24 protein-coding genes are annotated in these 24,975 nt (G+C 43.5%); 22 read left to right on the top strand and 2 right to left on the bottom strand.

Annotation, left to right across the window (positions count from 1 at the left end):
- Positions 1-33 precede the first annotated feature (33 nt).
- Both galU and MSG38_RS18825 read right to left on the bottom strand, forming a co-directional pair.
- Positions 34-906, bottom strand: coding sequence for a UTP--glucose-1-phosphate uridylyltransferase GalU (gene galU / locus MSG38_RS18830; protein ID WP_048609613.1), 873 nt, complete (start codon positions 904-906; stop codon positions 34-36).
- 157 nt (positions 907-1,063) lie between these two features.
- Positions 1,064-1,711, bottom strand: a complete 648-nt coding sequence (locus tag MSG38_RS18825) for a LuxR C-terminal-related transcriptional regulator (RefSeq protein WP_248402396.1) — start codon at positions 1,709-1,711, stop codon at positions 1,064-1,066.
- 278 nt (positions 1,712-1,989) lie between these two features.
- Here MSG38_RS18825 and MSG38_RS18820 point away from each other — a divergent pair, with 278 nt between their 5' ends.
- The 22 genes from MSG38_RS18820 to MSG38_RS18715 all read left to right on the top strand — a co-directional run bounded on the left by MSG38_RS18820 (position 1,990) and on the right by MSG38_RS18715 (position 24,973).
- Positions 1,990-2,547: a single-stranded DNA-binding protein gene (locus tag MSG38_RS18820; RefSeq protein ID WP_017061342.1), complete on the top strand. Its 558-nt coding sequence runs from the start codon at positions 1,990-1,992 to the stop codon at positions 2,545-2,547.
- A gap of 161 nt (positions 2,548-2,708) precedes the next feature.
- On the top strand, positions 2,709-4,724 hold the full coding sequence (gene csrD / locus MSG38_RS18815) for an RNase E specificity factor CsrD (RefSeq protein ID WP_248402395.1): 2,016 nt from the start codon (positions 2,709-2,711) through the stop codon (positions 4,722-4,724).
- Positions 4,725-4,726: 2 nt separating this feature from the next.
- The gene (locus tag MSG38_RS18810; RefSeq protein ID WP_248402394.1) at positions 4,727-6,169 is read left to right on the top strand and encodes an MSHA biogenesis protein MshI; all 1,443 of its coding nucleotides are present in this window, start codon (positions 4,727-4,729) and stop codon (positions 6,167-6,169) included.
- Positions 6,169-6,816 carry a type 4a pilus biogenesis protein PilO gene (gene pilO, locus MSG38_RS18805; RefSeq protein ID WP_048618122.1) on the top strand — a complete coding sequence of 216 codons (648 nt, stop codon included), beginning with the start codon at positions 6,169-6,171 and terminating at the stop codon, positions 6,814-6,816. Before MSG38_RS18810 ends, pilO begins: the two co-directional genes overlap by 1 nt.
- A complete protein-coding gene (locus MSG38_RS18800) occupies positions 6,809-7,141 on the top strand; it encodes a hypothetical protein (protein ID WP_017061346.1) in 333 nt (110 codons plus the stop codon). The genes pilO and MSG38_RS18800 overlap by 8 nt, the downstream gene beginning before the upstream one ends.
- A 15-nt stretch (positions 7,142-7,156) precedes the next feature.
- Positions 7,157-8,800: a pilus (MSHA type) biogenesis protein MshL gene (gene mshL, locus MSG38_RS18795; RefSeq protein ID WP_050622247.1), complete on the top strand. Its 1,644-nt coding sequence runs from the start codon at positions 7,157-7,159 to the stop codon at positions 8,798-8,800.
- A gap of 53 nt (positions 8,801-8,853) precedes the next feature.
- Positions 8,854-9,693: an AAA family ATPase gene (locus MSG38_RS18790; RefSeq protein ID WP_048614825.1), complete on the top strand. Its 840-nt coding sequence runs from the start codon at positions 8,854-8,856 to the stop codon at positions 9,691-9,693.
- 2 nt (positions 9,694-9,695) lie between these two features.
- Positions 9,696-10,871 carry an MSHA biogenesis protein MshN gene (locus MSG38_RS18785; RefSeq protein ID WP_248402393.1) on the top strand — a complete coding sequence of 392 codons (1,176 nt, stop codon included), beginning with the start codon at positions 9,696-9,698 and terminating at the stop codon, positions 10,869-10,871.
- Positions 10,861-12,585, top strand: coding sequence for a GspE/PulE family protein (locus MSG38_RS18780; RefSeq protein WP_048614829.1), 1,725 nt, complete (start codon positions 10,861-10,863; stop codon positions 12,583-12,585). Before MSG38_RS18785 ends, MSG38_RS18780 begins: the two co-directional genes overlap by 11 nt.
- A 12-nt stretch (positions 12,586-12,597) precedes the next feature.
- On the top strand, positions 12,598-13,821 hold the full coding sequence (locus MSG38_RS18775; RefSeq protein WP_048657953.1) for a type II secretion system F family protein: 1,224 nt from the start codon (positions 12,598-12,600) through the stop codon (positions 13,819-13,821).
- Between the two features lie 3 nt (positions 13,822-13,824).
- Positions 13,825-14,280 (top strand): MSHA biogenesis protein MshF, encoded by a 456-nt coding sequence (locus MSG38_RS18770; protein WP_122082103.1) that lies wholly within the window; start codon positions 13,825-13,827, stop codon positions 14,278-14,280.
- 79 nt (positions 14,281-14,359) lie between these two features.
- A complete protein-coding gene (locus MSG38_RS18765; RefSeq protein ID WP_081230434.1) occupies positions 14,360-14,935 on the top strand; it encodes a prepilin-type N-terminal cleavage/methylation domain-containing protein in 576 nt (191 codons plus the stop codon).
- A gap of 35 nt (positions 14,936-14,970) precedes the next feature.
- Complete coding sequence (locus tag MSG38_RS18760) at positions 14,971-15,438, top strand: type II secretion system protein (RefSeq protein WP_048657957.1); 468 nt, start codon at positions 14,971-14,973, stop codon at positions 15,436-15,438.
- A 140-nt stretch (positions 15,439-15,578) separates the two neighbouring features.
- A complete protein-coding gene (locus MSG38_RS18755) occupies positions 15,579-16,070 on the top strand; it encodes a prepilin-type N-terminal cleavage/methylation domain-containing protein (protein ID WP_248402392.1) in 492 nt (163 codons plus the stop codon).
- Positions 16,067-16,636, top strand: coding sequence for a type II secretion system protein (locus tag MSG38_RS18750; protein ID WP_248402391.1), 570 nt, complete (start codon positions 16,067-16,069; stop codon positions 16,634-16,636). Before MSG38_RS18755 ends, MSG38_RS18750 begins: the two co-directional genes overlap by 4 nt.
- The gene (locus MSG38_RS18745; RefSeq protein ID WP_248402390.1) at positions 16,636-17,376 is read left to right on the top strand and encodes a prepilin-type N-terminal cleavage/methylation domain-containing protein; all 741 of its coding nucleotides are present in this window, start codon (positions 16,636-16,638) and stop codon (positions 17,374-17,376) included. The genes MSG38_RS18750 and MSG38_RS18745 overlap by 1 nt, the downstream gene beginning before the upstream one ends.
- Positions 17,366-17,794, top strand: a complete 429-nt coding sequence (locus tag MSG38_RS18740) for an MSHA biogenesis protein MshP (RefSeq protein ID WP_248402389.1) — start codon at positions 17,366-17,368, stop codon at positions 17,792-17,794. Before MSG38_RS18745 ends, MSG38_RS18740 begins: the two co-directional genes overlap by 11 nt.
- Positions 17,795-17,797: 3 nt before the next feature.
- Positions 17,798-21,688, top strand: coding sequence for a DUF6701 domain-containing protein (locus tag MSG38_RS18735; protein WP_248402405.1), 3,891 nt, complete (start codon positions 17,798-17,800; stop codon positions 21,686-21,688).
- Positions 21,689-21,838: 150 nt separating this feature from the next.
- Complete coding sequence (locus MSG38_RS18730) at positions 21,839-22,882, top strand: rod shape-determining protein (protein WP_017062957.1); 1,044 nt, start codon at positions 21,839-21,841, stop codon at positions 22,880-22,882.
- A gap of 94 nt (positions 22,883-22,976) precedes the next feature.
- Complete coding sequence (gene mreC / locus MSG38_RS18725; RefSeq protein ID WP_004735927.1) at positions 22,977-23,864, top strand: rod shape-determining protein MreC; 888 nt, start codon at positions 22,977-22,979, stop codon at positions 23,862-23,864.
- On the top strand, positions 23,854-24,342 hold the full coding sequence (mreD, locus tag MSG38_RS18720; protein WP_017061361.1) for a rod shape-determining protein MreD: 489 nt from the start codon (positions 23,854-23,856) through the stop codon (positions 24,340-24,342). Before mreC ends, mreD begins: the two co-directional genes overlap by 11 nt.
- A gap of 7 nt (positions 24,343-24,349) precedes the next feature.
- Positions 24,350-24,973 carry a Maf family protein gene (locus MSG38_RS18715; protein ID WP_248402388.1) on the top strand — a complete coding sequence of 208 codons (624 nt, stop codon included), beginning with the start codon at positions 24,350-24,352 and terminating at the stop codon, positions 24,971-24,973.
- The last annotated feature ends 2 nt before the right edge of the window (positions 24,974-24,975 follow it).

The raw sequence follows: 24,975 nt of genomic DNA, 5'->3' as shown, positions 1-24,975 counted from the left end.
CTAAAATCAGTGACGTTAGTGATAAACCAGTCGTTATGCTTCTTTCTTTGTCGAGTGTTTACCTAGCTCGATTTGCTGCTGGTCTTTCTTGTATAGGTTCTCGAAGCAGTAGTTTGTTGCTTCGATATAGCCTTCAACACTACCACAGTCAAAACGCTGGCCTTTAAATTTGTAAGCCAATACACAGCCTGCTTTTGCCTGTTTTAATAGAGCATCAGTGATCTGTATTTCGCCGCCTTTACCAGGTTCAGTCTGCTCGATTAATTCAAAGATATCTGGAGTCAGAATATAACGACCAATGATCGCTAGGTTGCTTGGTGCTGTACCTTGCTCTGGCTTCTCTACCATGTCATCAACTCGGAAAAGGTCATCTTTGATCATTTCGCCAGAGATAACACCGTACTTATGAGTTTCTTCTTCAGGTACTTCTTGTACAGCAACAATTGAGCAGCGGAACTGTTTGTATAGCGCAACCATCTGAGCCAATACACCTTGTTGCTCGTTCACACAAAGGTCATCAGCAAGTACAACGGCGAATGGTTCATCACCTACGAGTTCGCGACCCGTCAAGATAGCATGACCAAGGCCTTTCATCTCACGCTGGCGAATGTAGGTGAAGTTTGCCGCTTCAATCGTCTCACGGATATTGATCAGTAAATCTTCTTTATTGGTGCCGCTAATCTGATGCTCAAGCTCGTAGTTCTTATCAAAGTGATCCATCAGTGAGTGTTTACCACGGCCAGTAACGATGCACATTCCATCCATACCAGCTTCGATAGCTTCCTCTACACCGTACTCAATCAGAGGTTTGTTTACTACAGGCATCATTTCTTTAGGCATTGACTTAGTTGCAGGTAAAAAACGTGTACCGTAGCCAGCCGCTGGGAAAAGGCACTTTTTGATCATGATAAGACCCTTTATCTATAATAATTATTGATTCAACCTGAGTGGTCGATATTTCTGAGGGCAACTCTAGCACAAGTTATGTCGAAAATTCAGCAACAATAGCCATGGTTTTCTAGAGCTTCCCTCAAAATTATCGTTAGATTAAGAGGCGGATCGATTATGCAAGTAGGTTCTGGTTGGCCCACGCAATGGCTTGAACCCTATTTTTGACCGCCAACTTACGGAATATCTGATAAAGGTGAGATTTAACCGTGAACTCACTAATAAACAAGTCATCGGCGATTTGTGTGTTTGATGACCCTGACTGAAGACAGCGAATCACCTGAATCTCGCGAATGGTTAAATCAACATTGGTTGGTGTGGTGTTGGTATTGACCATATTACGATAATAAAACAGCAGTTGATTGGTTACCTTCCTTGGCAGCCAGTTCTCACCATCTATGACTTCTTGAAGACCACGAGCAATCTTGTCCTTTTGATCGGTGTTGTAAAAGAGCCCTTTTAGTACACCATAGGTAAGAAGCTCAGATGTCGGAAGTTGTTGAGGGACATTGAATAAGATGATCTCATGGTTTTTCCACATAACAGTCAGGTTAGGACAAATAATCAGTAGTTGTTTTACCTCTCTGTAATCGACGAGCAAGATCCGGTTACTCTGCTTTCTATCAACTAGCATTAATTCGTCGGGCGTCATTTTGTAGAGAATAATAGATAAGTGCTTTTCTATCTCTTTTACATGTAGATAGGTGTCGTTTGGGTCGATGCACAGAAAATGCAAAGTGCGAGCGTATCGTGATTTTCTCATTGAAACGTCCTGTTTAAGGGGAATTAGATTCCACGTTGTCATGCAGGCTTTCGCTTCTCTAGCGCATTAATAGTGACTTGCGTTGAATATCAATTATCAAAGTAAATGAGTGGTTTGTAAGTGGAGAAAAAAGCAACATCGCTCTGAATATCATGATTTGTTACGTTTTTATTCTTTGTAGTGAGGAGAGAATAGGAATGCGATTTATCACTGCAGAAAAGCATGCTATTCTTGTGCGCTAAAATTTTCTGAGACTATGAATTTAGACGGAGCAAATCATGGCTAGCCGTGGAGTTAACAAAGTTATATTAGTGGGTAACCTAGGTAATGACCCTGAAATTCGTTACATGCCAAATGGCGGCGCAGTAGCGAACATTACCATTGCAACGTCAGAGTCATGGCGTGATAAAGCAACTGGCGAGCAGCGTGAAAAAACAGAATGGCACCGTGTTGCTCTGTTTGGCAAGTTAGCGGAAGTTGCTGGTGAGTACCTACGTAAAGGTTCTCAAGTTTACATTGAAGGTCAACTTCAAACTCGTAAATGGCAAGATCAAAGCGGTCAAGATCGCTACACAACTGAAGTGGTTGTTCAAGGCTTCAATGGTGTAATGCAAATGCTTGGCGGCCGTGCTCAAGGTGGTGCTCCTGCTCAAGGTGGCATGGGTAACAACCAACAGCAAGGTGGTTGGGGTCAGCCACAACAGCCACAACAACAGCAGCAACAATACAGTGCTCCAGCTCAACAGCAGCCCAAAGCACCTCAACAAGCTCCTCAGCAGGCTCAACCTCAATATAATGAGCCACCAATGGATTTTGATGATGACATCCCATTTTAAGCCCTGTTTTTAATATATTATAAAGACAGTATTAAATTGGAAAAAGCCGCGTTCATCGCGGCTTTTTGTTACCTACAATTCTTAACGCTTTATTTACAACGTCAATTTATAGTATAAGTAGCAATACGGTATAATGTGAGTTGAAAAGGATTTCGTTATTCATGAGATATACCCCGACACTAAAATTGAGCACTCGATTGGTCGCATTTGTCACCGTGATAGTGATCAGCGCGATGTTCATTCTTTTTATTGGTGGCACACTTTCCTTTAAGCGTATTGGACAGGAATATTTAGACCATTATTTGGTTGGCATTGTCGACGTTGTAGATAAAGAGATGGAAGACCCCGACGCCGCTTATTCAATGCAGCGTTGGATGCCTAAGATGCTGCAGGCGAGCAATATTGTTGAGATGAAACTCTCGAACAAGACCGGCATTGTTTATCGTTTCAAAGATACTTCCCCACAAATTGATCCTAATCGTCTTTATGAGAAAAGCTTCATTTTAGAGCGTAATGAAGGCTACCGAATCGAATTTAAAGCGCTTCCTCCTTATATTGGCTACAACTACTCAATGGAAGCGATGTGGTCAATTACTTTGGCTGTCGCATTAGTCCTTTTCTGCCTTGCTCGTGGTGTTCGTTGGTTGAAAGAGCAACTCATGGGTTCTGAGATTTTGGAAGAGCGAGGAAGAATGATCTTGGCCGGTCAGGTTGAAGCTCATGCAAAGGGAGATGAGCGAGAGTGGCCTTATACCGCAAGCGAAGCCTTAGATGTCTTGATCGAAGAGCTGCAAGATGCTCGTCAAGAACGAAGCCGCTTTGATACCTTTATTCGTACCCATACCTTCTTAGATAAACTCACGGGAACGGCAAACCGAGTTTTATTCGATAATAAGCTGGAATCGGCACTGCATGAAAGTGGCGCACGAGGCGGTGTGTTACTGATACGTATCGACGAATGGGAGCAAGTTCGTGATGCCAACGACAAGCAAATCACTGACGGCTTTATTATTGAAGTCGGTGAAGTACTGTCGAATATCGTTCAGCGCTATCCCGATGTCATTTTTTCTCGCTATTACGAAGCGGACTTTGCTGTATTTATCCCTCATCAGGGCGCAAAAGATATTGCGACCTTAGCTGCTCAGTGTTTAAGGCAGTTAGATAAGCTAACCCCGCCAGAGCCTTTGGAGTCGGATAACTGGTGTCATATCGGTGTGACCATGTATACCGAAGGTGAGCGTCACAGCCAGATCATGGATGAAACGGAAACAGCATTAAAGAGTGCTCAGTTAGAGCGTATTAATAACTGGAGCCGCTACCCGAAAGAGAATAAGAATGAGCTTGATAGAGGCAGTGTTCGTTGGAGAACATTACTTGATAAAGCGCTGCTTCCTGAAAATTTAGTAATCTTTGCTCAGCGGTGTTATCTTATGCCGGAATCTGGTCAAGCTAATGAATTACATAGAGAAATATTCGCTAGAATTCAGGACCCTGATAAAGGTTTATTGAAATCGTCTCGATTTATGCCTGCGGTAGAGCAAGTGGGTTACCAAGCTCAAATGGACCAATCGGTTCTAAAGGTTGTGTTGAAATCATTGAAAGGGTCAACTCCACCTATCAACTATTCGGTGAATCTGAATGTTACCCCGTTTGCTAATAAACAGCACTTTAAGTGGTTTAGGAGTGAGTTGTTACAGCTTTCTGCTCAACACCGCTCTCAGCTTTCTTTTGAGTTTCCAGAAGGGCACTTGATTGCTCATCTTGATTATATGAGACCGGTGGCAAAGATGCTGCGGGGTTTAGGGTGTAAAGTTGTGGTCGGCCAAGCTGGACGAACCATTGTTAGCACTCACTACATCAAGGATTTGAAGGTTAATTATATTAAGCTTCATCGAAGCCTAATTAAGAAAATCGATCAAAGGCATGAGAACCAACTGTTTGTTCGAAGCTTAATTGGGGCGTGCGGTGATTCTCCAACTCAAGTTATTGCCGTTGGAGTCGAGACAAAACAAGAAAAGAATACCTTGATAGAGTTAGGCATTAACGGCTATCAAGGGCGATATTTCGACGAAGAACAACAAATTATCCCTTTGCCTAATCAAGCAGAAAAGGCCGCGAAAGCGGAATCTGTTGTCAAAGTTGGACGAAGAAATCGATGGCGTAAGAGTAGTAGTTAAGAATGAATTTTAAAGCGATTTTAGACAAGATAAAGCCAACGAATAATAAAGGTAGTTCGCAAGTTGTCCTGCTGGGCAATGATGCTATTTATATTTCATCGACAGAACAAGAGCCTCAAGTAGCCAGCATTCCCGTGATTAATGGGGATTGGGAGAGTGCGCTAAAAAAATCGTTTAGCAGTGAGGCGTTTACCAGTCATAGTGCCCAACTGATTGTCTGTGCTAACTACTACCAAACCTACCAAATTGAGAAACCGGACATTCCAGAGAATGAATGGTCGGTAGCTCTGCCTTTTTTACTCAAAGATCTTGTTTCAGAAAGAGTCACTGAAATTACCGCGAGTGCGGTCGCGTTACCAACGTCGAACAAGCTGCAAGTATACGTTCTGCCTAAAAAGCTGTTAGACAAGCTTTTGAATATTGCTAATTCGGCTCAGGTTGAATTAATAGGCGTTGCTCCTGAAGATGAAATCTGGGGTTACAGCGCTGGTGAACTGTCTAATTTCATTCTTTTACAGCGAAGCACCAATTCACACTTTAAGTTGGGTGCGTTTGTTGAAAATACCGTTTGTTTTCAAAGAACCATCCGCAGTGTTGTCCCGCCTTTAACCGGTGTTGCGTCAAGTGCTCTGCAGTTGGATGGTCTCGCTTTAGAGCTTCAACGCTCGATTGATTACCTTTCTTCGCAAATTAAAGGCACCCAGCTTCACCAGCTGAAAATCTGTTGTGACGAAGAAGATGAAGCAGAGTTACAAAGTGCCTTAAACAGTACATTGAGCTCGACAGTTTCATTGTTGGTTGAAGGTGATCGTGATAATTCAGAGAGTTTACTGGTTAAACTCGCAGCGGAAAAAGAGACGTTTAAGGTCAATCTTTATCCAGAACACCTTAAGCCTAAAAAAGAATATTTTACGCTGACCAATGTTGTTGCGAGCTGGGGAGTAGTTTGTGTTTTGCTGCTTGGTGGTTACTTTGCGATGCAGTATCAAGTCTCTAATCTAGATAAAGAACTAACAGCCCTGCAACAAGACTCGAATCAACTTAACAAGCAAGTTAACCAACTGAATAGTAAGTTAACTCAGCATAAACCGTCTCCAGAGAAAGTCGCGGCTGTTGCGCGTCTCAAACGTGAGACTGAAGCTAAAAAAGAGGCTTTGAAGGCGGTAGGACAATACGACGAATCCCAACAAGTCGGGTATTCTGGCGTCATGAATTCCTTAGCTAAATTAGGCCGAAATGACATCTCTCTTTCGCACATCTACATGACCCACGATACTTTAGATCTTAGTGGCTTGGCTCGTAACGCAAATGTCGTTCCGAACTGGATTGGTCAGTTCAAAAGTGAGCTTAATTTAGTTGGACGCACTTTTGAAAAACTAAAAATTGGTCGTAATGATCAGGATGTGGTGACGTTCGAGCTAAGTACTCGTCGGGAGAGTAAATAATGCAGCAGTGGAACCAGCTGAGCGATAAGTTTCTTGCATTAAGTCAAAGAGAAAAATGGCTACTTTTTTTGTGTGGATTTGTTGGCCTATCGATGTTGTTGTTCACCTTATTGGTTGAGCCTGCGTATCTCGACCTACAAGCTAAAAATGCCAAGGCGACCAGCCTGACTCAATCGAATCAAAGGCAGCAGGGTGAGCTACTTGTTCTGCAAGCTAAGTTAAACAAAGACCCAGATAAAGACATTAATCGAGAGTACAAAAAGCTGCTGGTGGAGAGCCAAGATCTCTCACTTCAACTTTCGCAGATTGTCGATGGATTAATCACACCTTCTCAAATGTCGCAGTTATTGGAGAGCGTTCTTAACGCCGGTAATGGGCTAAAGCTTGAATCTCTAGAGTCATTAAAACCAGAAGCGATTTCGAACAATAAAGAGACCAGCGAATATTCAGGCTACTTTCTTCACCCTGTAAGAATGGAGCTAACCGGCAGTTACTTTGATATCTCAGCTTACCTTCAAGCACTTGAGTCTCTACCTGTGAGTTACTACTGGCGCACATTTGAATACTCAGTAGAAGAATATCCCAAAGCTCGATTGGTGTTCGAGGTTTACACATTAGGTACTAGACAGGAGTTTATCGGTGGTTAGAACTCTTTTGTTGTCCTTGCTATTTAGCAGCTCTTTTGTGTGGGCTGAGCAAGATCCCACGGCGCCATTAGGCTGGCTTTCACCTCAACAGAAAACGGCGCCTGCTAAGAAAGCACCAACTCGTTATCGCTTGCCTTCTTTAGAAAGCATCGTGTGTAAGGGAGATACGCCTTGTTATGCGATTATGAATGGTCAGATTCTCGGACAAGGGGAAACGATCAGAGGGTACCGAGTTAAGAACATAGATCCAGAATACGTCACTCTGCAGAGAAGCTCTAAGCAGTGGAAATTAGAGATGTTCTCTTTAGATGTTAAGAATAATTAAGGTTAGAGTGAAGACATGCGTAAACTTGTAGTAGCAATCCTAGTGTCATCTTTAGTCGGCTGTTCGATGGGGCATAGAGATCCTGTTGAGATTAAAGAGTCTTTAAACGAATCAATTAATGAAGCCAATAGCAGAGCGCTTCATGAGCTGCCTTCGTCGGTTCAAGATGACCTTATGCCACAGCTTAATTCTGACTCTATGTCTCCGGGTATGGAAACGGTTAAGCGTTTTCGTATTCAGGCAAAAGGCGTTGAAGCGAGAACCTTTTTTGCAAGCCTAGTGAAAGGTACGGAGTATAGCGCGGCTATTCACCCAAGTGTGTCTGGAAACCTTACGCTTAATCTAACTGACGTGACGTTAGATGAGGTACTGGCTGTTGCTCAAGACATGTATGGCTACGATATTGAAAAGCGTGGCAAAGTGATTCAAGTTTATCCTGCCGGTCTTCGCACCGTAACTATCCCTGTCGATTACTTACAAGTTAAGCGTTCTGGTCGCTCACTAACGACGATCACCACAGGCACGATCTCTAACTCAGATTCGAATTCATCGAGCTCCTCAAACTCGAATTCGAACTCAAACTCGTCAAATTCATCTAACTCTTCTAATTCATCAAACTCGACATCGAACGGTGGTACAGAGATTGAAACGACCTCTGAAAGTGATTTTTGGCCACAGCTTGAAGCGGCGGTTGCTCACTTAATTGGTTCGGGTGATGGGCAAAGCGTTGTCGTGACCCCGCAAGCGAGTGTGATTACAGTGCGAGCTTACCCTGACGAAATTCGTGAGGTTCGAGAGTTCTTAGGTATTTCTCAAAAACGCCTGCAGCGTCAAGTTATCTTAGAAGCCAAAATCATGGAAGTAACCTTGAGTGATGGTTACCAACAAGGTATTAGCTGGTCTAATTTATCTAAGTCGATTGGTAGTGGTGGTGTGGTTATCGACCGACCAGGTGGAACATTGCCTCCATTAGATGCCATCAGCTCTTTGTTAGGCGGACAAACCAACGTAACGATTTCAGATGGCAGTTTTGAAGCGGTATTGAGCTTTATGGATACTCAAGGTGACTTGAACGTTCTATCAAGCCCACGAGTCACTGCTGCAAACAACCAGAAAGCGGTTATCAAAGTGGGTACTGATGAATACTACGTGACGGATTTATCTAGCGCGGTCGGTAGTGGTGACAACGCGAACGTCGCACCTGAGGTTGAGTTAACTCCGTTCTTCTCTGGTATCTCTTTAGATGTGACCCCTCAGATAGACGACAAAGGCAGTGTGTTCTTACATGTTCACCCAGCGGTTATCGAAGTAGAGGAAGAAGTGAAAGAGCTCAACCTAGGTTCAACAACTGGCATCGTGCAACTTCCTTTAGCGAAAAGCTCTATTCGTGAATCTGACTCAGTGATTCGAGCACGAGACGGCGATGTGGTTGTTATTGGTGGTTTGATGAAATCCAACACTAGTGATGTGACCTCTAAAGTTCCATTCCTCGGTGATATTCCAGCCTTAGGTCATTTGTTCCGTAATACCAATCAGTTAACGCAAAAAACTGAGCTCGTGATCTTGCTTAAGCCAACGATCGTGGGTGTGAATACTTGGCAAAATGAGTTGGAGCGTTCACGTGATCTTCTTCAACAGTGGTTCCCTGATGAAGAGTAATTGCTTACTTTCTCAATATAGAGTGGCAGTGTCTCACTAAGCTAGGTCGTCGTATGTATCAAGCTCACTTTGGTTTTGAACAACTGCCATTTACCTTAACGCCGAATACCGATTTCTTTTATGGTTTAGCGCCTCATTTCGAAGCGATTCAGACGGTAATCTCGGCGTTGGAAATGGGCGAGGGCGTGATTAAGGTGACCGGAGAGGTAGGCACTGGAAAAACCATGGTTTGCCGGATGTTGGTCAATCACCTACATGACTGTACAGCTCTGATCTACTTACCAAACCCTGTGTTATCAGGGGCAGACTTGCGCCAGGCTGTTGCTAAAGAGCTTGGTTTAGCTGTCGACAATGAAGCAACCTTGGTTGATAACATTCAGCATAAGCTCATTGAATTGCACAATTCTGGTTTAAGAGTGGTGGCTATTCTTGATGAAGCTCAGGCTCTATCGGACGAAGCGCTCGAAACATTAAGGTTGTTTGGTAACCTTGAAACGGAAGATAAAAAACTGCTGCAGATTGTCTTATTAGGTCAGCCAGAATTGGATGCTCGATTAGAGGCTTACCACCTAAGGCAGTTTCGCCAAAGAATCACATTTAGTTCGACACTGAGACCGCTGAATCTCGATGAAACGGTGGCTTATATTGATAATCGAATCGCTAAATCTGGTGGCAGTCCTGAGTTATTCAGCTTGAATCAAAAAAAGGCGATCTGTCGTTCGTCGTTAGGTATCCCTAGATTGATAAACCAACTTTGCCATAAGGCTCTATTGCTTTCGTTCAGTGAAGATAAGAAAAGTATCGACAACCAACATCTGTTTTCAGCTATGCATGAAACGTACGATGTGTGTAAGCCTAAATTTAAAACGCCAATACTGTGGGGTTGGAATTAATTATGAGCGTCATTAACAACGCCTTGTCTGAATTGGCAAAGAAAAAATCAGCGACTTCGATAGAAGCGGCAGTCGTACCTAAAGTAAAAACGCGTTCCCCATTGGTTTGGGTAGTTGCAGGCTTTACTTTGAGCTTAGCTATGGGTGGCTGGGCGATATCGCAAGGCCCGGTGATTGAGCCGTCTATTGTTGAGCAGCCAATCTCAACTCGAGATCTACAAGTTCAAGTTTCTGTCGTTGATGGTTCAAATGGCATTCAGGAAGTTGCTCAACCTATCTCATCACCAACTAAGAAACTGGTGACGCTAGACTCTGCGAGCCTTTCAACAGAACATTCAGTGATGGCAAAAAGCGTTCAAGTTAAGCCCGATGTTTCCGAATCAGTTGTTATGTCTGCCCCAAAAGCGACAAAACAACAAATACCAACTAAACCTCTAAGCACGCCTAAAACGACTGATACTGAAGTTCCCCAACCGATTTACGTTGCGAGTGTGGCAAAAAAAGACCCTGCGTCTATCTCTAATGAGCCTGTAGCCTCTGGAGGTTCAGAAAATAGCGGAATGTTGATCGAGCAGGTTGAGTTAACTCCGGAACAGCTATCTGTGAATGCACAAGGTCGGGCTCAGAAAGCGCTTGATGCGAACGATCTTACTGGTGCGTTAAAGGGCTACACTGAAGCTCTACGGTATACGCCACGAAATGAAGATGTCCGTCAGAAACTTGCGATTCTCTATTTTGGTAAAGGCGATACTCGCAAAGCCTATGAGCTTTATCAGTCTGGTATCAAGCTCAATATCAACAGTGAAAAATTGCGATTAGGGTTATCTAAACTGCTGGTTAAAGCGAATCAATCAGAAGCGGCTTTAAGCCCGTTAATACATTTACCGCCGAACCCTACTCAAAATTACTTGGCGATGCGTGCGGCGCTGAGTCAAAAGTCTCAGCAAGAAGAAGTGGCATTGGAAAGTTACCAAAAGTTGGTTGAGGTCGATTCAGATAACGCTCGCTGGTGGTTGGGCTTAGCTATTCAGCAAGAACGCCAGCTCGATTTCACAGCCGCTAAAGCGTCATACCAAGGTGCCTTAACCAGAGTCGGTATCTCATCTCAATCACAGAGCTTTGTGCGTGACCGGTTAAAAATACTCAATGCTTTAGAGGAGAGCGGCGATGCAAATTAGATTAAGAAAAAGACTTGGTGATTTGCTTGTCGAAGAAGGCATTATCACTGAGGCTCAAGTTGAACAAGCACTGGCCGCTCAGAAAAGTACTGGGCGTAAGCTCGGTGATGCGCTAATTGAGCTTGGCTTCTTGTCAGAACAACAAATGCTGAGCTTTCTATCGCAGCAGTTAGCGATTCCTCTTATTGATTTAAGCCGAGCCGTTGTCGATGTTGAAGCGGTACAGCTTTTACCCGAAGTACATGCTCGTCGCCTTCGTGCATTGGTTATTGGACGCCAAGGTGACACCTTGCGTGTTGCCATGAGTGACCCTGCAGATCTGTTTGCCCAAGAGTCTTTGCTTGGTCAACTCGGCGATTACGCGCTGGAATTCGTTGTTGCTCAAGAAAGGCAATTGGTTGATGGCTTCGATCGCTATTATCGAAGAACCAAAGAGATTGCCTCGTTTGCAGAACAGCTTCACGCTGAACACCAAGTTAATGATGCCTTTGATTTCGATATCGCTGAAGAAGACAGTGATGAAGTTACCGTCGTTAAGCTGATCAACTCGCTATTTGAAGATGCTATTCAGGTTGGCGCTTCGGATATTCATATCGAGCCAGATTCAAACGTATTGCGTCTTCGTCAGCGTATTGATGGCGTACTGCATGAAACATTGCTGAATGAAGTGAATATCGCTTCTGCACTTGTACTGCGCTTGAAGCTGATGGCAAACCTCGATATTTCAGAGAAACGTCTTCCTCAAGATGGCCGCTTTAATATCCGTGCTAAAGGTCAGTCGGTTGATATTCGTATGTCGACCATGCCAGTACAGCACGGTGAATCAGTGGTTATGCGTCTTCTTAACCAATCAGCGGGCCTACGTAAACTAGAAGAGTCGGGCATACCGAGTGATCTGTTGGTTCGTCTGCGTCAACAATTGCGCCGTCCACATGGCATGATTTTGGTTACTGGTCCAACTGGTTCAGGTAAAACCACGACTTTGTATGGTGCGTTAAGCGAGCTAAACGAGCCCGGTAAAAAGATCATTACCGCGGAAGACCCGGTGGAATACCGCCTTCCTCGTGTGAACCAAGTTCAGGTTAACCCTAAGATCAATCTCGATTTCTCTACTATCTTGAGAACCTTTCTACGTCAGGATCCCGATATCATTCTTATCGGTGAGATGCGTGACCACGAAACCGTTGAGATTGGCTTGAGAGCTGCACTGACCGGTCACTTAGTCTTAAGTACGTTGCATACCAATGATGCGGTAGACAGTGCGTTGCGTATGATGGATATGGGTGCTCCGGGTTACTTGGTGGCGAGCGCTGTTCGAGCAGTAGTCGCTCAGCGATTAGTTCGTAAAGTGTGTACAGATTGTAAGGTTGAGGATGAGTTAGATGAACCTCGCAAGCAGTGGCTGAGCGTCCGTTTCCCTAACCAAGTAGGTGTGCCGTTTATGAAAGGCCGTGGTTGCCAGAACTGTAACTTAACCGGTTACCGTGGGCGAATTGGTGTATTTGAAATGTTGGAACTAGAGCAAAACATGATGGATGCACTGAGAGCGAATGATGCGGTAGGGTTTGCTCAAACGGCGAGACAGTCTGAAAATTACAAACCGTTGTTAGCTTCTGCGATGGAGCTAGCTCTGCAAGGTGTTGTGAGTCTTGATGAGATAATGCACCTTGGCGAAGGTGATGCGTCCGGCGCCACTGACCCAATTTATCTGTAGGGGTGGAATGATATGCCAACGTATCGTTATGTAGGTCGCAGCTCTGATGGTAGCCAAGTAAGTGGGCAATTAGACGCGAATAACGAAGATCTTGCTGCTGAAAGCTTGATGAGCAAAGGGATCATTCCAACCTCTATCAAATTGGGTAAAAGTGGTGGTTCAGTCTTAGATATGGATGTATCGAGTCTGTTCTCTCCGAGTGTACCGTTAGAGGTGTTGGTTCTGTTTTGTCGACAGTTATACAGCCTGACCAAAGCGGGTGTACCACTATTAAGGTCGATGAAAGGCCTAACTCAAAACTGTGAAAATAAGCAGTTGAAAGCCGCCTTAGAAGAAGTGGTTGCTGAGTTAACTAATGGTCGTGGGTTGGCGGCGTCAATGCAGATGCACCCAAAGGTATTCAGTCCGCTGTTTGTCTCGATGATAGGGGTTGGTGAAAATACCGGTCGTCTAGACCAAGCTTTACTGCAATTAGCTGGATACTATGAGCAGGAAGTTGAGACTCGTAAGCGAATCAAGACCGCGATGCGTTACCCAACCTTCGTGATTAGCTTTATTTTGATTGCGATGTTCATTCTTAACATCAAGGTTATTCCACAGTTCTCAAGCATGTTCGCACGTTTCGGTGTCGATCTGCCGTTGCCGACTCGTATCTTGATTGGTATGTCTGAGTTCTTTGTGAATTACTGGGGCTTAATGCTTGGCGTGATCTTTGGCCTTATCTTTGCTTTTAAAGCTTGGGTTAAGACAGACAAAGGGCTAGAAAAGTGGGATCGGTTACGCTTAAAAATGCCGGTCATTGGTGGGGTCGTGAATCGAGCACTATTGTCGCGCTTCTCGCGTACTTTTGCTTTGATGCTAAAAGCGGGCGTACCACTTAACCAGTCGCTAGCGCTTTCGGCGGAAGCCTTAGATAACCGTTTTCTAGAGTTGCGAGTTCAAGCGATGAAGTCGGCCATTGAAGCCGGTAGCACGGTTTCATCGACCGCGATTAACAGCGAAATTTTCACACCGCTCGTGATACAAATGATTTCAGTTGGTGAAGAGACGGGCCGTATTGATGAGCTCTTACTTGAAGTGGCTGATTTTTATGACCGCGAAGTTGATTACGATCTGAAAACCCTAACCGCGAGAATTGAACCCATTTTGTTAACCATCGTTGCTGGTATGGTGTTGATTTTAGCTCTGGGTATTTTCTTGCCGATGTGGGGAATGTTGGATGCAATCAAAGGTTAGGGAATGCTAAATAACCTACAACGCTCACGTTTTGTTATTTGGACTGTGGTTATTCTTTTTCTTATTGTCGGTGTGCTTTCGGCATTCAAAACGGTAGAAGAGGAAGCGACTAACACAGCATTTATCGTCGCGAGCAAGCGGATTCTTGAACAAGCCAATTTGTTCAAACAGCAGTATTTGTTATCGGGTGTTGGGCAAGAAGAAGGCTCGGAACCCTCAAAGGTCTATAGCAGAACTGGATGGATAATGCCTATTCAAGGTACGGAGCGAGACTGTAACTATTGGCTGGATCAATTATATCCTCAAGGGAGCATTTTAGGGCTAAGCTCTCCAAGTGTTGAAGATAAAAGTGATAACATACACTTTCACTGTAGTTATCATTATTCTGATAAATATCAGATAGATGTATTACTTGAAAGCGAAAGGTTTAGTGTGAAAGCCAATATTTTGGCTTTGTGAAAATATTGACAGTTTTTTTATGGTTTTATACGAGTGCGAATGTATAATGCGCGTTAATAATTAGATGAGTAGGTAGAAAATGCTTAAGAATCAAAAGGGTTTCTCCCTTGTCGAATTAGTCATAGTGATCGTGGTCGTTGGTTTATTGGCGGTTGCCGCTCTACCTCGCTTTTTAGATGTGACAGATGAAGCCAAGAAATCAAGCATTGAAGGCGTTGCTGGTGGTTTTGCGACCGCAGTTTTGTCGGCGAGAGCACAGTGGGAAGCAGAAGCTAGGCCATCAGAGAAGATAGGTGTTGAAACATACAATACTGTAAATTATGATGGTGTTGATTTTTGGTTAACAAGATCAAAGAACAGTAGCAACGTCGATACAGACTTTCGAGATGGCTACCCTTGGACTCTGAACAACAATTCTGGCACTGCGCCACAAGATATTTCAGATAAAACATGTTCTGAACTGATGGAAAACTTGCTGCAAAACCCACCTAAAGTTGGTGAAGTCTCAGTTGTTGCTAGTGACTCAAATTACAAATATTCAGCGCAAGCGAATTCAGGTGATGCAACCTGTACTTACGTTCAATTAGAAGGTAGTACAGAACATGAATTTGTTTACGAAATTAAAACTGGTCGTGTGACCGTAACTTTGCAGTAAGTCTGCGTAAAATTAAACATAGAGAGAGCTTAACTATGAAAAGACAAGGCGGTTTCACCCTAATCGAACTAGTGGTTGTAATTGTTATTCTAGGTATTCTTGCTGTAACTGCGGCACCTCGTTTCCTAAACCTGCAAGATGATGCGAAAAATGCAACTCTTGAAGGCCTAGCGGGTGCTATTCAAGGTGCTTCAGGTATCATTTACGGTAAGGCTGCAATCGCAGGCATTGAATCTACTTCTGGTGCAGTTAGTACAGGTGTAGGCTCGCAAAGTATTGAAACTGTATTTGGTTACCCAGAAGCAACGTCAACAGCAATCGCAGCAATCGTACAAGGTGTAGGTACTGACTTTATTGCAATCAAAGATGTGAACGATACAACAGCAACATTCGGTCTTGCTAACTATGTCACAAACTGTGTGCTATATACCGAGGCGACAGCAACTACTGAAGCGACAGCAAATGTAGTATCAGGTGGTTCAAATAATATCTGTACACCGTAATTTTTGTAAAAAATAAGGCCAGCTCCTGCTGGCCTTTTTTCTATCTAAAGCGCATAAATATCAAAACTATTCATATACATAAGATCACTACATTCGTTATCTTGTATAATTAGTATTCGCTTGGCAGTTAGAGGCTCATTATGGATAACAGCCCCATACCCAAAGGCTTTACTTTGGTAGAGCTGATCATCGTTATCATTATCCTAGGTATTGTTTCCACCTTTGCCGCAAGTCGCTTCGCTGGTACCTCTAGCTATTCCACTTTTACTGCGCAAGAGCAAACCATTTCTGTAATTCGCCAAATCCAAGTCAATCGAATGCAATCGAATGTTTCAGCTGCTAATGACAGTTTTCGCCTTGCTATAAATAGTAACTGTCTAGGTTCTGTCACCGCTTGCAGCTTAAATCTATCGAACAGCGATCAAAAGTCACAAGCCGATGCGCGTAGTGATTATGTGCGTATATCAGATATAACGTTTTCTCCAGCGAATACTGTTATCGACTTTGATTTATTGGGGAACCCTTCAGTAAGTGCAGGAGTGGACATTTCGATTAACTCAACCACTTCGAGCAATAGCGCCCAAGTCTGTATTAATTCTCAAGGTTATGTGCGTGAGGGAGCATGTCTATGATTCGCTCACGTGGTTTTACTCTGATTGAAAGTATTGTTGTGATTATCGTTTTGGGTATTGCGATGGTCACGATTACCAGTTTTTTAGCACCACAAGTGGCAAGTTCAGCAGACCCACAGTATCAAAACCGTTCCGTGGCCTTAGGTCAGAGTTTGATGAACCAAATATTGGCACGTGGTTTTGATGAACACAGTGATTTTGATGGTGGTCTGGTGCGTTGTGGGGATGCAGGTGCGACTGCTTGTTCTGCGCCTAATGAACTTGGCGTTGATGGCTCAGAGGCAACGCCCGCTGCTTTTAATGATGTCGATGATTATATTGGCTGTTGGTACACCGATACCACTGAATCAACATGTGTATCACCTATTAAGTACCCACTTGCTAATATCCTAGATGAAAATATTGAAGGCAGTTATGCCAATTTTAGAGTTGAAATCTCCGTATTTTACGATCAAAACATGGATGGTATTAACGATAACGTTATTGGCACGATGAAGCGTATTGAGTTACAGATCTTTGGTGGCAACAACCGCTACAGCGTGATCGCTTACAAGGGGAACTACTAATGAAGCAACGTGGTTTTACCTTAATTGAGATGATTGTAACGATTGTCGTCGTAGGTGTGATTGGTTTAGCGATCGCTGGCTTTGTTGAATACGGCATGAAAGGTTATGTCGACACTATCGATAGACAAAAGGTGCAAGTAAAAGGGCAGTTTGTTGTTGAGAAAATGTCGCGAGAAATCAGTCATGCGGTCCCTAATAGTTTTGATTCGAGTATTACTCCGGCTTCGGTTTTTGCTCAAAAATGTCTTACCTTTTACGCTATTAAGTACTCAGGATTTTATCACCTTGATGAAGCGACAGATGAACTGAATTTTATTATCGGCCAAGACTCCCCAATACTCGATGCAGATGATTTCCTTATTATTAACCCAACCGCTTACTCGGAGTTGGTGGCTGGTTCAACTAAGCGAATTCCTGTGTCGGGCTTGGTTTCGACAGGTAATGTATTTACTGCTCCTTCTGTCAGTATTAGTAGCCACTCAATCGCTCAGCGCCACTATATCTACGATGAAAGTGCTTCTGTGAGTTACTGTTTGGTGAACGATACTATTCAAAATCAAGGTCTAATCCAGCGTAATGGAGTTACCGTTGCGGATAGCATCAATTATTCTGAAAGTAATTTTCGTTACGAAGAGCCAAGCTTACAAAGAGGTGGTGTAATTCACATCGATCTTGTACTTGAGCAAAACAATGAAGTAAGTGTTTACCAACAAGATGTGCAGGTACTTAATGCGCCATAGTAAATCATCTCAAAAAGGCAGTGTTTTGGTCGTCGCAGTATTTGTTATTGTGGTGATGGGCTTCCTCGCGACTTCTTTAGTGCAAGTTCAGTGGTCAAATCACGATACGTTGACCCGTAAGCAACTTGGAACACAGACTTGGCTATTAGCACACTCCGCTAATGAGTGGGCACTCACCCAAGTTTACCCTTTGACTGTTTCGCCTGCGGTTTCAACGAGTGTGAGCACCGTGTGTAGCAACTTAAACTCAAGCCAAGTAAGTAGTGGTATGTCGACCATCTGTACTGTAGATCAATTAACTTGTCGACAAATCGGCGTGTTAGATGGCGTTGGCTTTTTCAAAATAGAATCAACAGCTATCTGTGGTTCAGGTGTCAACCAAGTACAACGTATTCAAGAAGTTTGGGTGAAGGAGTAAATGATGATAAAGCATTTTTCAATATTATTAGTTGCGCTTTTCTTATCTCCATTAGTTCAAGCGAATATCAATACTAACCCTCAGTTTGAGTTCGGTACGATTTCCGCTGACAAGTGTACTATTTCGGGGCCGTCAGTAAGTTGTGATCTTGATTTTAGTAATACTTATACAGCTCCTCCACTTGTCTTTGTTATGGCAACTGTCAATTCTAGTCGCTCAAATTTTAATTCAAACACAACTGAATATCCCTCAGATTTGCGTGTTATGTCAGTATCGACATCTGGAGCATCTGTGAAGCAACTCCTCCCTCCTACCACGAAGGCGTGTGTAAGAATGAGGCCCGGGGGGAAATGTGGCAACCCTAATAACAGTGGACATAAAGTAGTTACTTATGTAGATGCTCCGATGGAAAATATCGACTATTTGGTTATTGAACCGGGAGTGCTTGAATTCGATAACGGTGCAAAAATCGTTGCGGGTGAAGTTAGCTACGATAAAACATACTCTAATGCCGGTGGTTCGGGGAATAATAATAAGACAGTGCGTTTTAGTGATTTTGGATTAAACCAAAGCTTTAACAGCTCTCCTGGTGTGTTAGTTCAAATCCAAACCGTTCAGAATAGCACTAATGGTTCTCCATTGTGGTTGACTCCTATAGCGTTAAACCCCTCTCGTTCTTCGTTTTCTTTGGTTCTTGACCGGTCTGAGGTTAGTCGTAATAGCTATTCGATAACTCCGGAAAAGGTTGGTTTTGTCGCAGGTTTAGGACAAGGCTTTGTTAATGGTCGTAAGTTCTGGCTTGGTCAAGGCTCAACGAAACAAACAACAACCTTGAATGACAATATAATTAAACCGATTACTGAGGGGTGCAAACTTGTCAGCCCTTTTTCTGTGTCAGGCTTTACTTCCACACCGACTTTGCTTGCATCTAAAAGAACTCGGAACGGTAACAATGGTGGTTGGTTGCGTAGATGTTCGGTAAGCAAAACAGGGGTTTCTCTTATCAACGAAGAAGATATGACTAAAGACCCTGAAAGAGGACATGTTGTTGAACCTTTTTCTTATTTCCTGTTTGATAAGCCACCTATATCTGAAATCTGTGAGCTATTTCCATCTCCAGCCCAAACGTGGACAACTAGTAGTTCTGCTGCATTGCGTTTATCTAATCAATCAAACATCTCTGGCGCTCCAATGTCCGGTGGACAGCGCTTTGTTGGTTTTAGGCAGGAGAGTATTACCGATGAGAATACTCCCGGATGTGATGGTCTGAGGTGTTCAGGAGACTCCGGCTTAATGGTTGATAAGCAGGAACTGGAAAGTTTTAAGGTATCGTCAGAGGTTGTTAATGTTTGGCAAGAAGACCGTACTTTTTCTAATGATGAGATTATTGGTCGGTTAAGTGTAGGCAAGGGTACCGTAACTTTTACTTCTGGTACTTATTGGGTTGATGAGATTGATATTAATAATGCGGGTAATATTGAAATCCCTGACGGACATAAGGTTACTATTCATGCTCGCAAGGTGAGCGTGAGTAATAATAACAGCTCGTTCGGTGCTTTGGGTGAAGCTGAGTTCGTTCTTCTGGTCCACGCAAAATCAGGTGGTGGTTTAACGTTGAGTCAAAATGCCGTATTTACTGGACTTATCTATAGTGAGTCTGCTGTACGGTTAAGTAATTCGAGTATTGTTTATGGTGCAGTAACTGCGAATGAAATTTATATGGCGAATACAGCTCAGATTATCGCGACTGACAATCATTGTTTTCAACCTTCAGATGACTATGAAATTGATATATCACCTGCGACGAATCTAGCCTTGATGTGTGGCGACGATTCCCCTCAATTTACCATTAATACCTCTAATAATGGTGCGGCGCAAAGTCTAGGTGTTACCGTAGGTATTGCGCCAGATGCTGATGAATTCGACGTTTCTGTTCTGCAGGGTTCAGGTACTTACCCTAATTATTTTTCAAATGACGAGGGTGAGTTAACTTTAAAAGTCGTCGCTAAAGAGACTGCCAATATCGATTTTGACTCTGATTATAAACTAACTGCAACGCTAGTTGATGATTCAGATAAGGAGGTTGAAAGTCAGTTTAAGTTCGTACCATTTAAGTTCTCTTTAGTGGATGGCAATACTCCAACCAATCGTCTTAACGTTATTGCGGGAAAGGCGACACCGACAGTAACTAAAGTTTTAGCATGCGATTCTGATGACTCAATTGTTGTTGCTGAAAACTATGTAGGTGAAGCTGATGATGAAATTACTATTTCCCACGAGCTTGATAGTTCTTGGAGTGGTTCCGATGGTTCTTTGGTTTATTTACCTGAGTTTGAAGAAGGCAGCGCCTCAACAGACTTAACTATCTCTGAATCAGGCCTTTTCAATGTCACTTTAAAAGACAGCAGTTTTGATTGTACAGGTTTCGCAGGTTGCCCCGAGGATGGGAGTTACGATGTAGAGGGAAGTTTCTCGATCTACTCTCGACCTTGGAAATTTGCAATTTGTACTAATAAGAGCTCGGATGGAAACAGTAAAGAGGAAGGCTCAGACAGTTTTATTGGTGCTAGAGAGCCATTTGATGTTTACGCTCGCCCAGTAAAGTATACCGATTCATCTGCTGTTTGTACTGATGACGATTTGTTGACTAATAATTACTTTGAGTCGACAGCAAGCGTGAAAGTTACAACAACTTTAGACACCCCCTCCATTACTGATTATCCTGATGCTGAGTTAGGTGATTTAACCCCTGAGGAACGATTAACCAAACAGATTTCACCGAATGACCAGGCGAATAAAGGTTATAAATTTGAGGGCTTAAGATATTCAGAGGCTGGTAGCTTTAACTTTATTGCAACTGAAACCGGAAGCTTCTACAGCTCAATCTTAGGTGGTTTCACTGGTAGTAAATCTATTGGTCGTTTTTATCCTAAATATTTTGTGCAAGGTACCCCTGAGTGGAATGTAGCTAATCAAAACGACATTGCTTATTTAGGTCAGCCTTATGACTCTGCTGTTCATCTAGTGTATCCAATGGCATCAGGTGAAGGTGATACGGATAATGCGCTTAATAATTACCGATTCTTTAATACAGAACTACAAGCAAAGTTTAGTGTTCTAGATGATAGCAACATAGATAACGGCTTCTTGCTAGATACGGATGCTGGATCTTGGTCTGCTGATCGTAAACATTGGTTGCTGAATGACAATGCGGCCGAGCTTCAACGAGTTACAGATTCAGATGATGTTAGCCGTAGAGATGCCCCGTTTAATACTTCGGATATTAGCTCAATAGCCACTAATTTTGGTTTAACAGTGACAGGAGTTGATCCTGTGTCATTTACGGACTCTGACCCTGTTACTGATTCGGCAGTATTCCCAGCTCAACCTCCTGCTCGTTATGGTCGAATGGCGCTCGATGATATTGGTGGTAATTCCGGTACTACTCTAACTATTCCGCTGCGAGCTGAGTTTTGGGATGGCAGTGAGTTTATTGCTAATGAGGATGATGATCGCAGCTCCTTCAATGGCTCAAATATTTGCAAACAAGTTATTTGGCACAGTGAAGGGGCGGCAACCACTTTAGTTTCACTTAACGGTAGTGGAAATGTGGATGATGGAGAGGAAGAGGTCACAGCAAATCAAAATACGCCAGCAGATACTGATTCGCTTCGTGAACAAGTCCGTCTGTGGTTAAGAATGGACGACTCTGAGCCTGATAATGATGGCGGAAATAACATCTCATGTAGTGGTGGAGATCAAGATCAACCATGGTTGCGCTACAACTGGAGACAGTTAGGCGATGAAGATCCCTCCACCGTCGTCACATTTGGCATCTACCGTGGTAACGATCGTGTGATCTACCGAGGTGAAAGTGGCTTAACAGGTCAGTAATAATATAATTTTTGCCCCTTAAGTTAGGAATCTGTAAGAAATTGCGGGTTTCAGTCCATGTTTGTACTTCAATGCCTTGCCGTAACAGCAAGGCATTGGTACATTTAGTGCAATTTTTGTCTTCTAATTCTTGCAGGATGAGCGAAGAATATGTTTAAAAAACTTCGTGGCATGTTTTCAAACGACCTATCGATTGATTTAGGTACAGCCAATACCCTTATTTATGTAAAAGGCCAAGGCATTGTTCTTGATGAGCCTTCAGTTGTAGCTATTCGCCAAGATCGTGCGGGTTCTGCAAAGAGTGTCGCTGCTGTTGGCCACGCTGCTAAGCAAATGCTTGGTCGTACGCCTGGTAACATTTCAGCGATCCGTCCAATGAAAGACGGTGTAATTGCCGACTTTTACGTAACGGAAAAAATGCTTCAGCACTTCATTAAACAAGTGCATGACAACAGTGTGCTTAAACCAAGTCCTCGAGTTTTGGTTTGTGTACCTTGTGGTTCAACGCAGGTTGAGCGTCGTGCTATCCGTGAATCAGCGCTAGGTGCTGGTGCTCGTGAGGTTTACCTAATCGATGAGCCTATGGCTGCTGCGATTGGTGCTGGCCTCCGTGTCTCTGAGCCAACAGGTTCAATGGTTGTTGATATCGGTGGTGGTACTACTGAAGTTGCAGTTATCTCTCTGAACGGTGTGGTTTACTCATCTTCTGTACGTATCGGTGGTGACCGTTTTGATGAAGCGATCATCAACTACGTTCGTCGTAACTACGGCAGCTTGATCGGTGAAGCGACAGCAGAGAAGATCAAACACGAAATCGGTTCAGCTTACCCAGGCGATGAAGTAGAAGAGATCGAAGTACGTGGTCGTAACCTTGCAGAAGGTGTGCCTCGTAGCTTTAGCCTAAACTCAAACGAAATCCTTGAAGCACTTCAAGAACCTCTATCTGGCATCGTATCTGCAGTGATGGTTGCACTTGAACAGTGTCCACCAGAGCTGGCTTCTGATATCTCAGAAAACGGTATGGTACTAACAGGTGGTGGTGCACTGCTTAAAGACCTTGATCGTCTGTTAACAGAAGAAACAGGTATCCCTGTTGTTGTTGCAGAAGAGCCATTAACGTGTGTTGCTCTAGGTGGCGGTAAAGCGCTAGAGATGATCGACATGCACGGCGGCGATCTGTTCAGCGAAGAATAATATCTAGTGTTAGGCTCTTTTCTTATCTAGTTTTATGTAAAGAGCCTAGGACCTTGTCTATAGGATCAAATGTAGCTCTAGGACCAAATATAGAATGAAGCCAATTTTTGGTAGAGGTCCCTCTCTACAATTGCGCCTGTTTTTTGCTGTAATTTTATCAGCCAGCCTTATGCTGGCTGATAGTCGTTTAGATGCTTTCTCAAATGTTCGCTATCTATTAAACAGCATGGTTGCGCCTATTCAATATGCAGCCAACTTGCCTCGCACTATGTTCGATGGTGTTTACGACCGTTTTAGCACTCGCAAAGGGTTAATTGAATCCAACCATAATATTAAACGAGAAGTCTTGCGTCTGAAGAGCGAGCTGATTCTGCTTGAGCAATATCAAGAAGAAAACAAGCGCCTTCGTAAGCTGTTGGGGTCTCCGTTTATCCGTGATGAGAAGAAAGTCGTCACAGAAGTTATGGCGGTAGACACTTCACCATATCGCCATCAAGTCGTGATCGACAAAGGTCAGATTGATGGGGTGTATGAAGGTCAGCCGGTGATCAACGAAAAAGGCATTGTCGGCCAAGTCACTTTCGTTGCTGCTCATAATAGTCGTGTATTACTACTGACTGATGCAAACAATGCGATTCCTGTTCAGGTTATTCGTAATGACATCCGTGTGATTGCTTCGGGCAATGGCATGATTGATGAGATCCAGCTAGAGCACATTCCAACCAGTACCGATATACAAGAAGAAGATCTGTTGGTGACATCGGGTCTCGGTGGTGTATACCCAGAAGGTTATCCAGTCGCCTATGTTACTGCCGTTGATTACGACCCGAAACGTGAGTTCGCTGTGATTAAAGCAGAGCCTGTAGTTGAGTTCGATAAGCTCAGATACCTGCTGCTTGTATGGCCTGATGAAAACAAACAGATGCAAGCGGATCAATCGAGCATAGAACAAGCATTGTTAGAGGGCGAAGATGGCCAATAGCGTTTTGAGAAGCAAGGTAGTAATTTTCTGCTCATTTTTAATAGCACTGATTCTGCAGACGATCCCTTGGCCTGGTAGCTTAGATTTATTTAGACCATCTTGGTTACTGCTGGTTACGTGTTACTGGGTTTTGGCTCTACCGCATCGTGTTAACGTGGGTAGTGCTTTGATTCTAGGCTTACTGTGGGACCTTTTGATCGGCTCTACTCTGGGTATTCGAGGCATGATGATGGCAATAGTGATGTACATTATTGCGATGAACTTCCTCGTCATTCGTAACATGGCGTTATGGCAGCAAGCGATGATCATTGCCGCGTTAACGGTCTTGTTTGAGGTGTTGATCTTCTTTGGTGAATATTTGATCCAAGATGTTGTTTTCAATCCGTTATCGTTATGGAGCGCATTGATAAACTGTATACTTTGGCCTTGGATGTTTTTATTAATGAGACGCGTGCGTCGCCATTGGCATGTGAGGTAGCGTGACGATGGAAAAGAAACATTTAGTTTTGGCATCCGGCTCTCCACGCCGCAAAGAATTGCTATCTCAACTCGGTTATGAGTTTTCTGTCCTTGTAACCGATGTTGAAGAGTGTAAACACGCTCAAGAAACCGCCGAAGAATATGTTAAGCGACTATCTTTAGATAAAGCTTTAGCTGCGTTGTCTTTATTGAAAGATAACCCTTCTGAAAAGCAGCATGTCGTTCCTAGTTCTGATACTGTAGTTCTTGGCTCTGATATAGTCGTTCTTGGTTCTGACACAGTCGTCGTAAGCCAAGGGCAAGTGCTCGAGAAGCCCTCCGATTTTGCTGACTCTAAGCGCATGCTTACTCAGTTAGCGAATGAACGTCACCAAGTGATGACGGCGGTTTCTGTGGTTTCAGAGGAAAAACAAAGAACAGAAATCATTATTACCGACGTATGGTTTAAACCCCTCAGTGAAAAAGAAATAGAACAATACTGGCAAACAGGGGAGCCATGCGATAAAGCCGGTAGCTATGGGATCCAAGGTTTGGGTGGACGCTTTGTCACTCGAATCGAAGGTAGTTATTACGCCGTTGTCGGCTTACCTTTATTTGAAACGGACCAGCTACTGCAAGAATTCTTATAATT

Origin of the sequence: Vibrio sp. 1CM24A, assembly GCF_023161725.1 — a bacterium.
GTDB classification, from domain to species: Bacteria; Pseudomonadota; Gammaproteobacteria; order Enterobacterales; family Vibrionaceae; genus Vibrio; species Vibrio coralliirubri.
The sequence above is the reverse complement of the archived record's forward strand: the minus strand, read 5'-3'. Positions and strand labels throughout refer to the sequence as shown.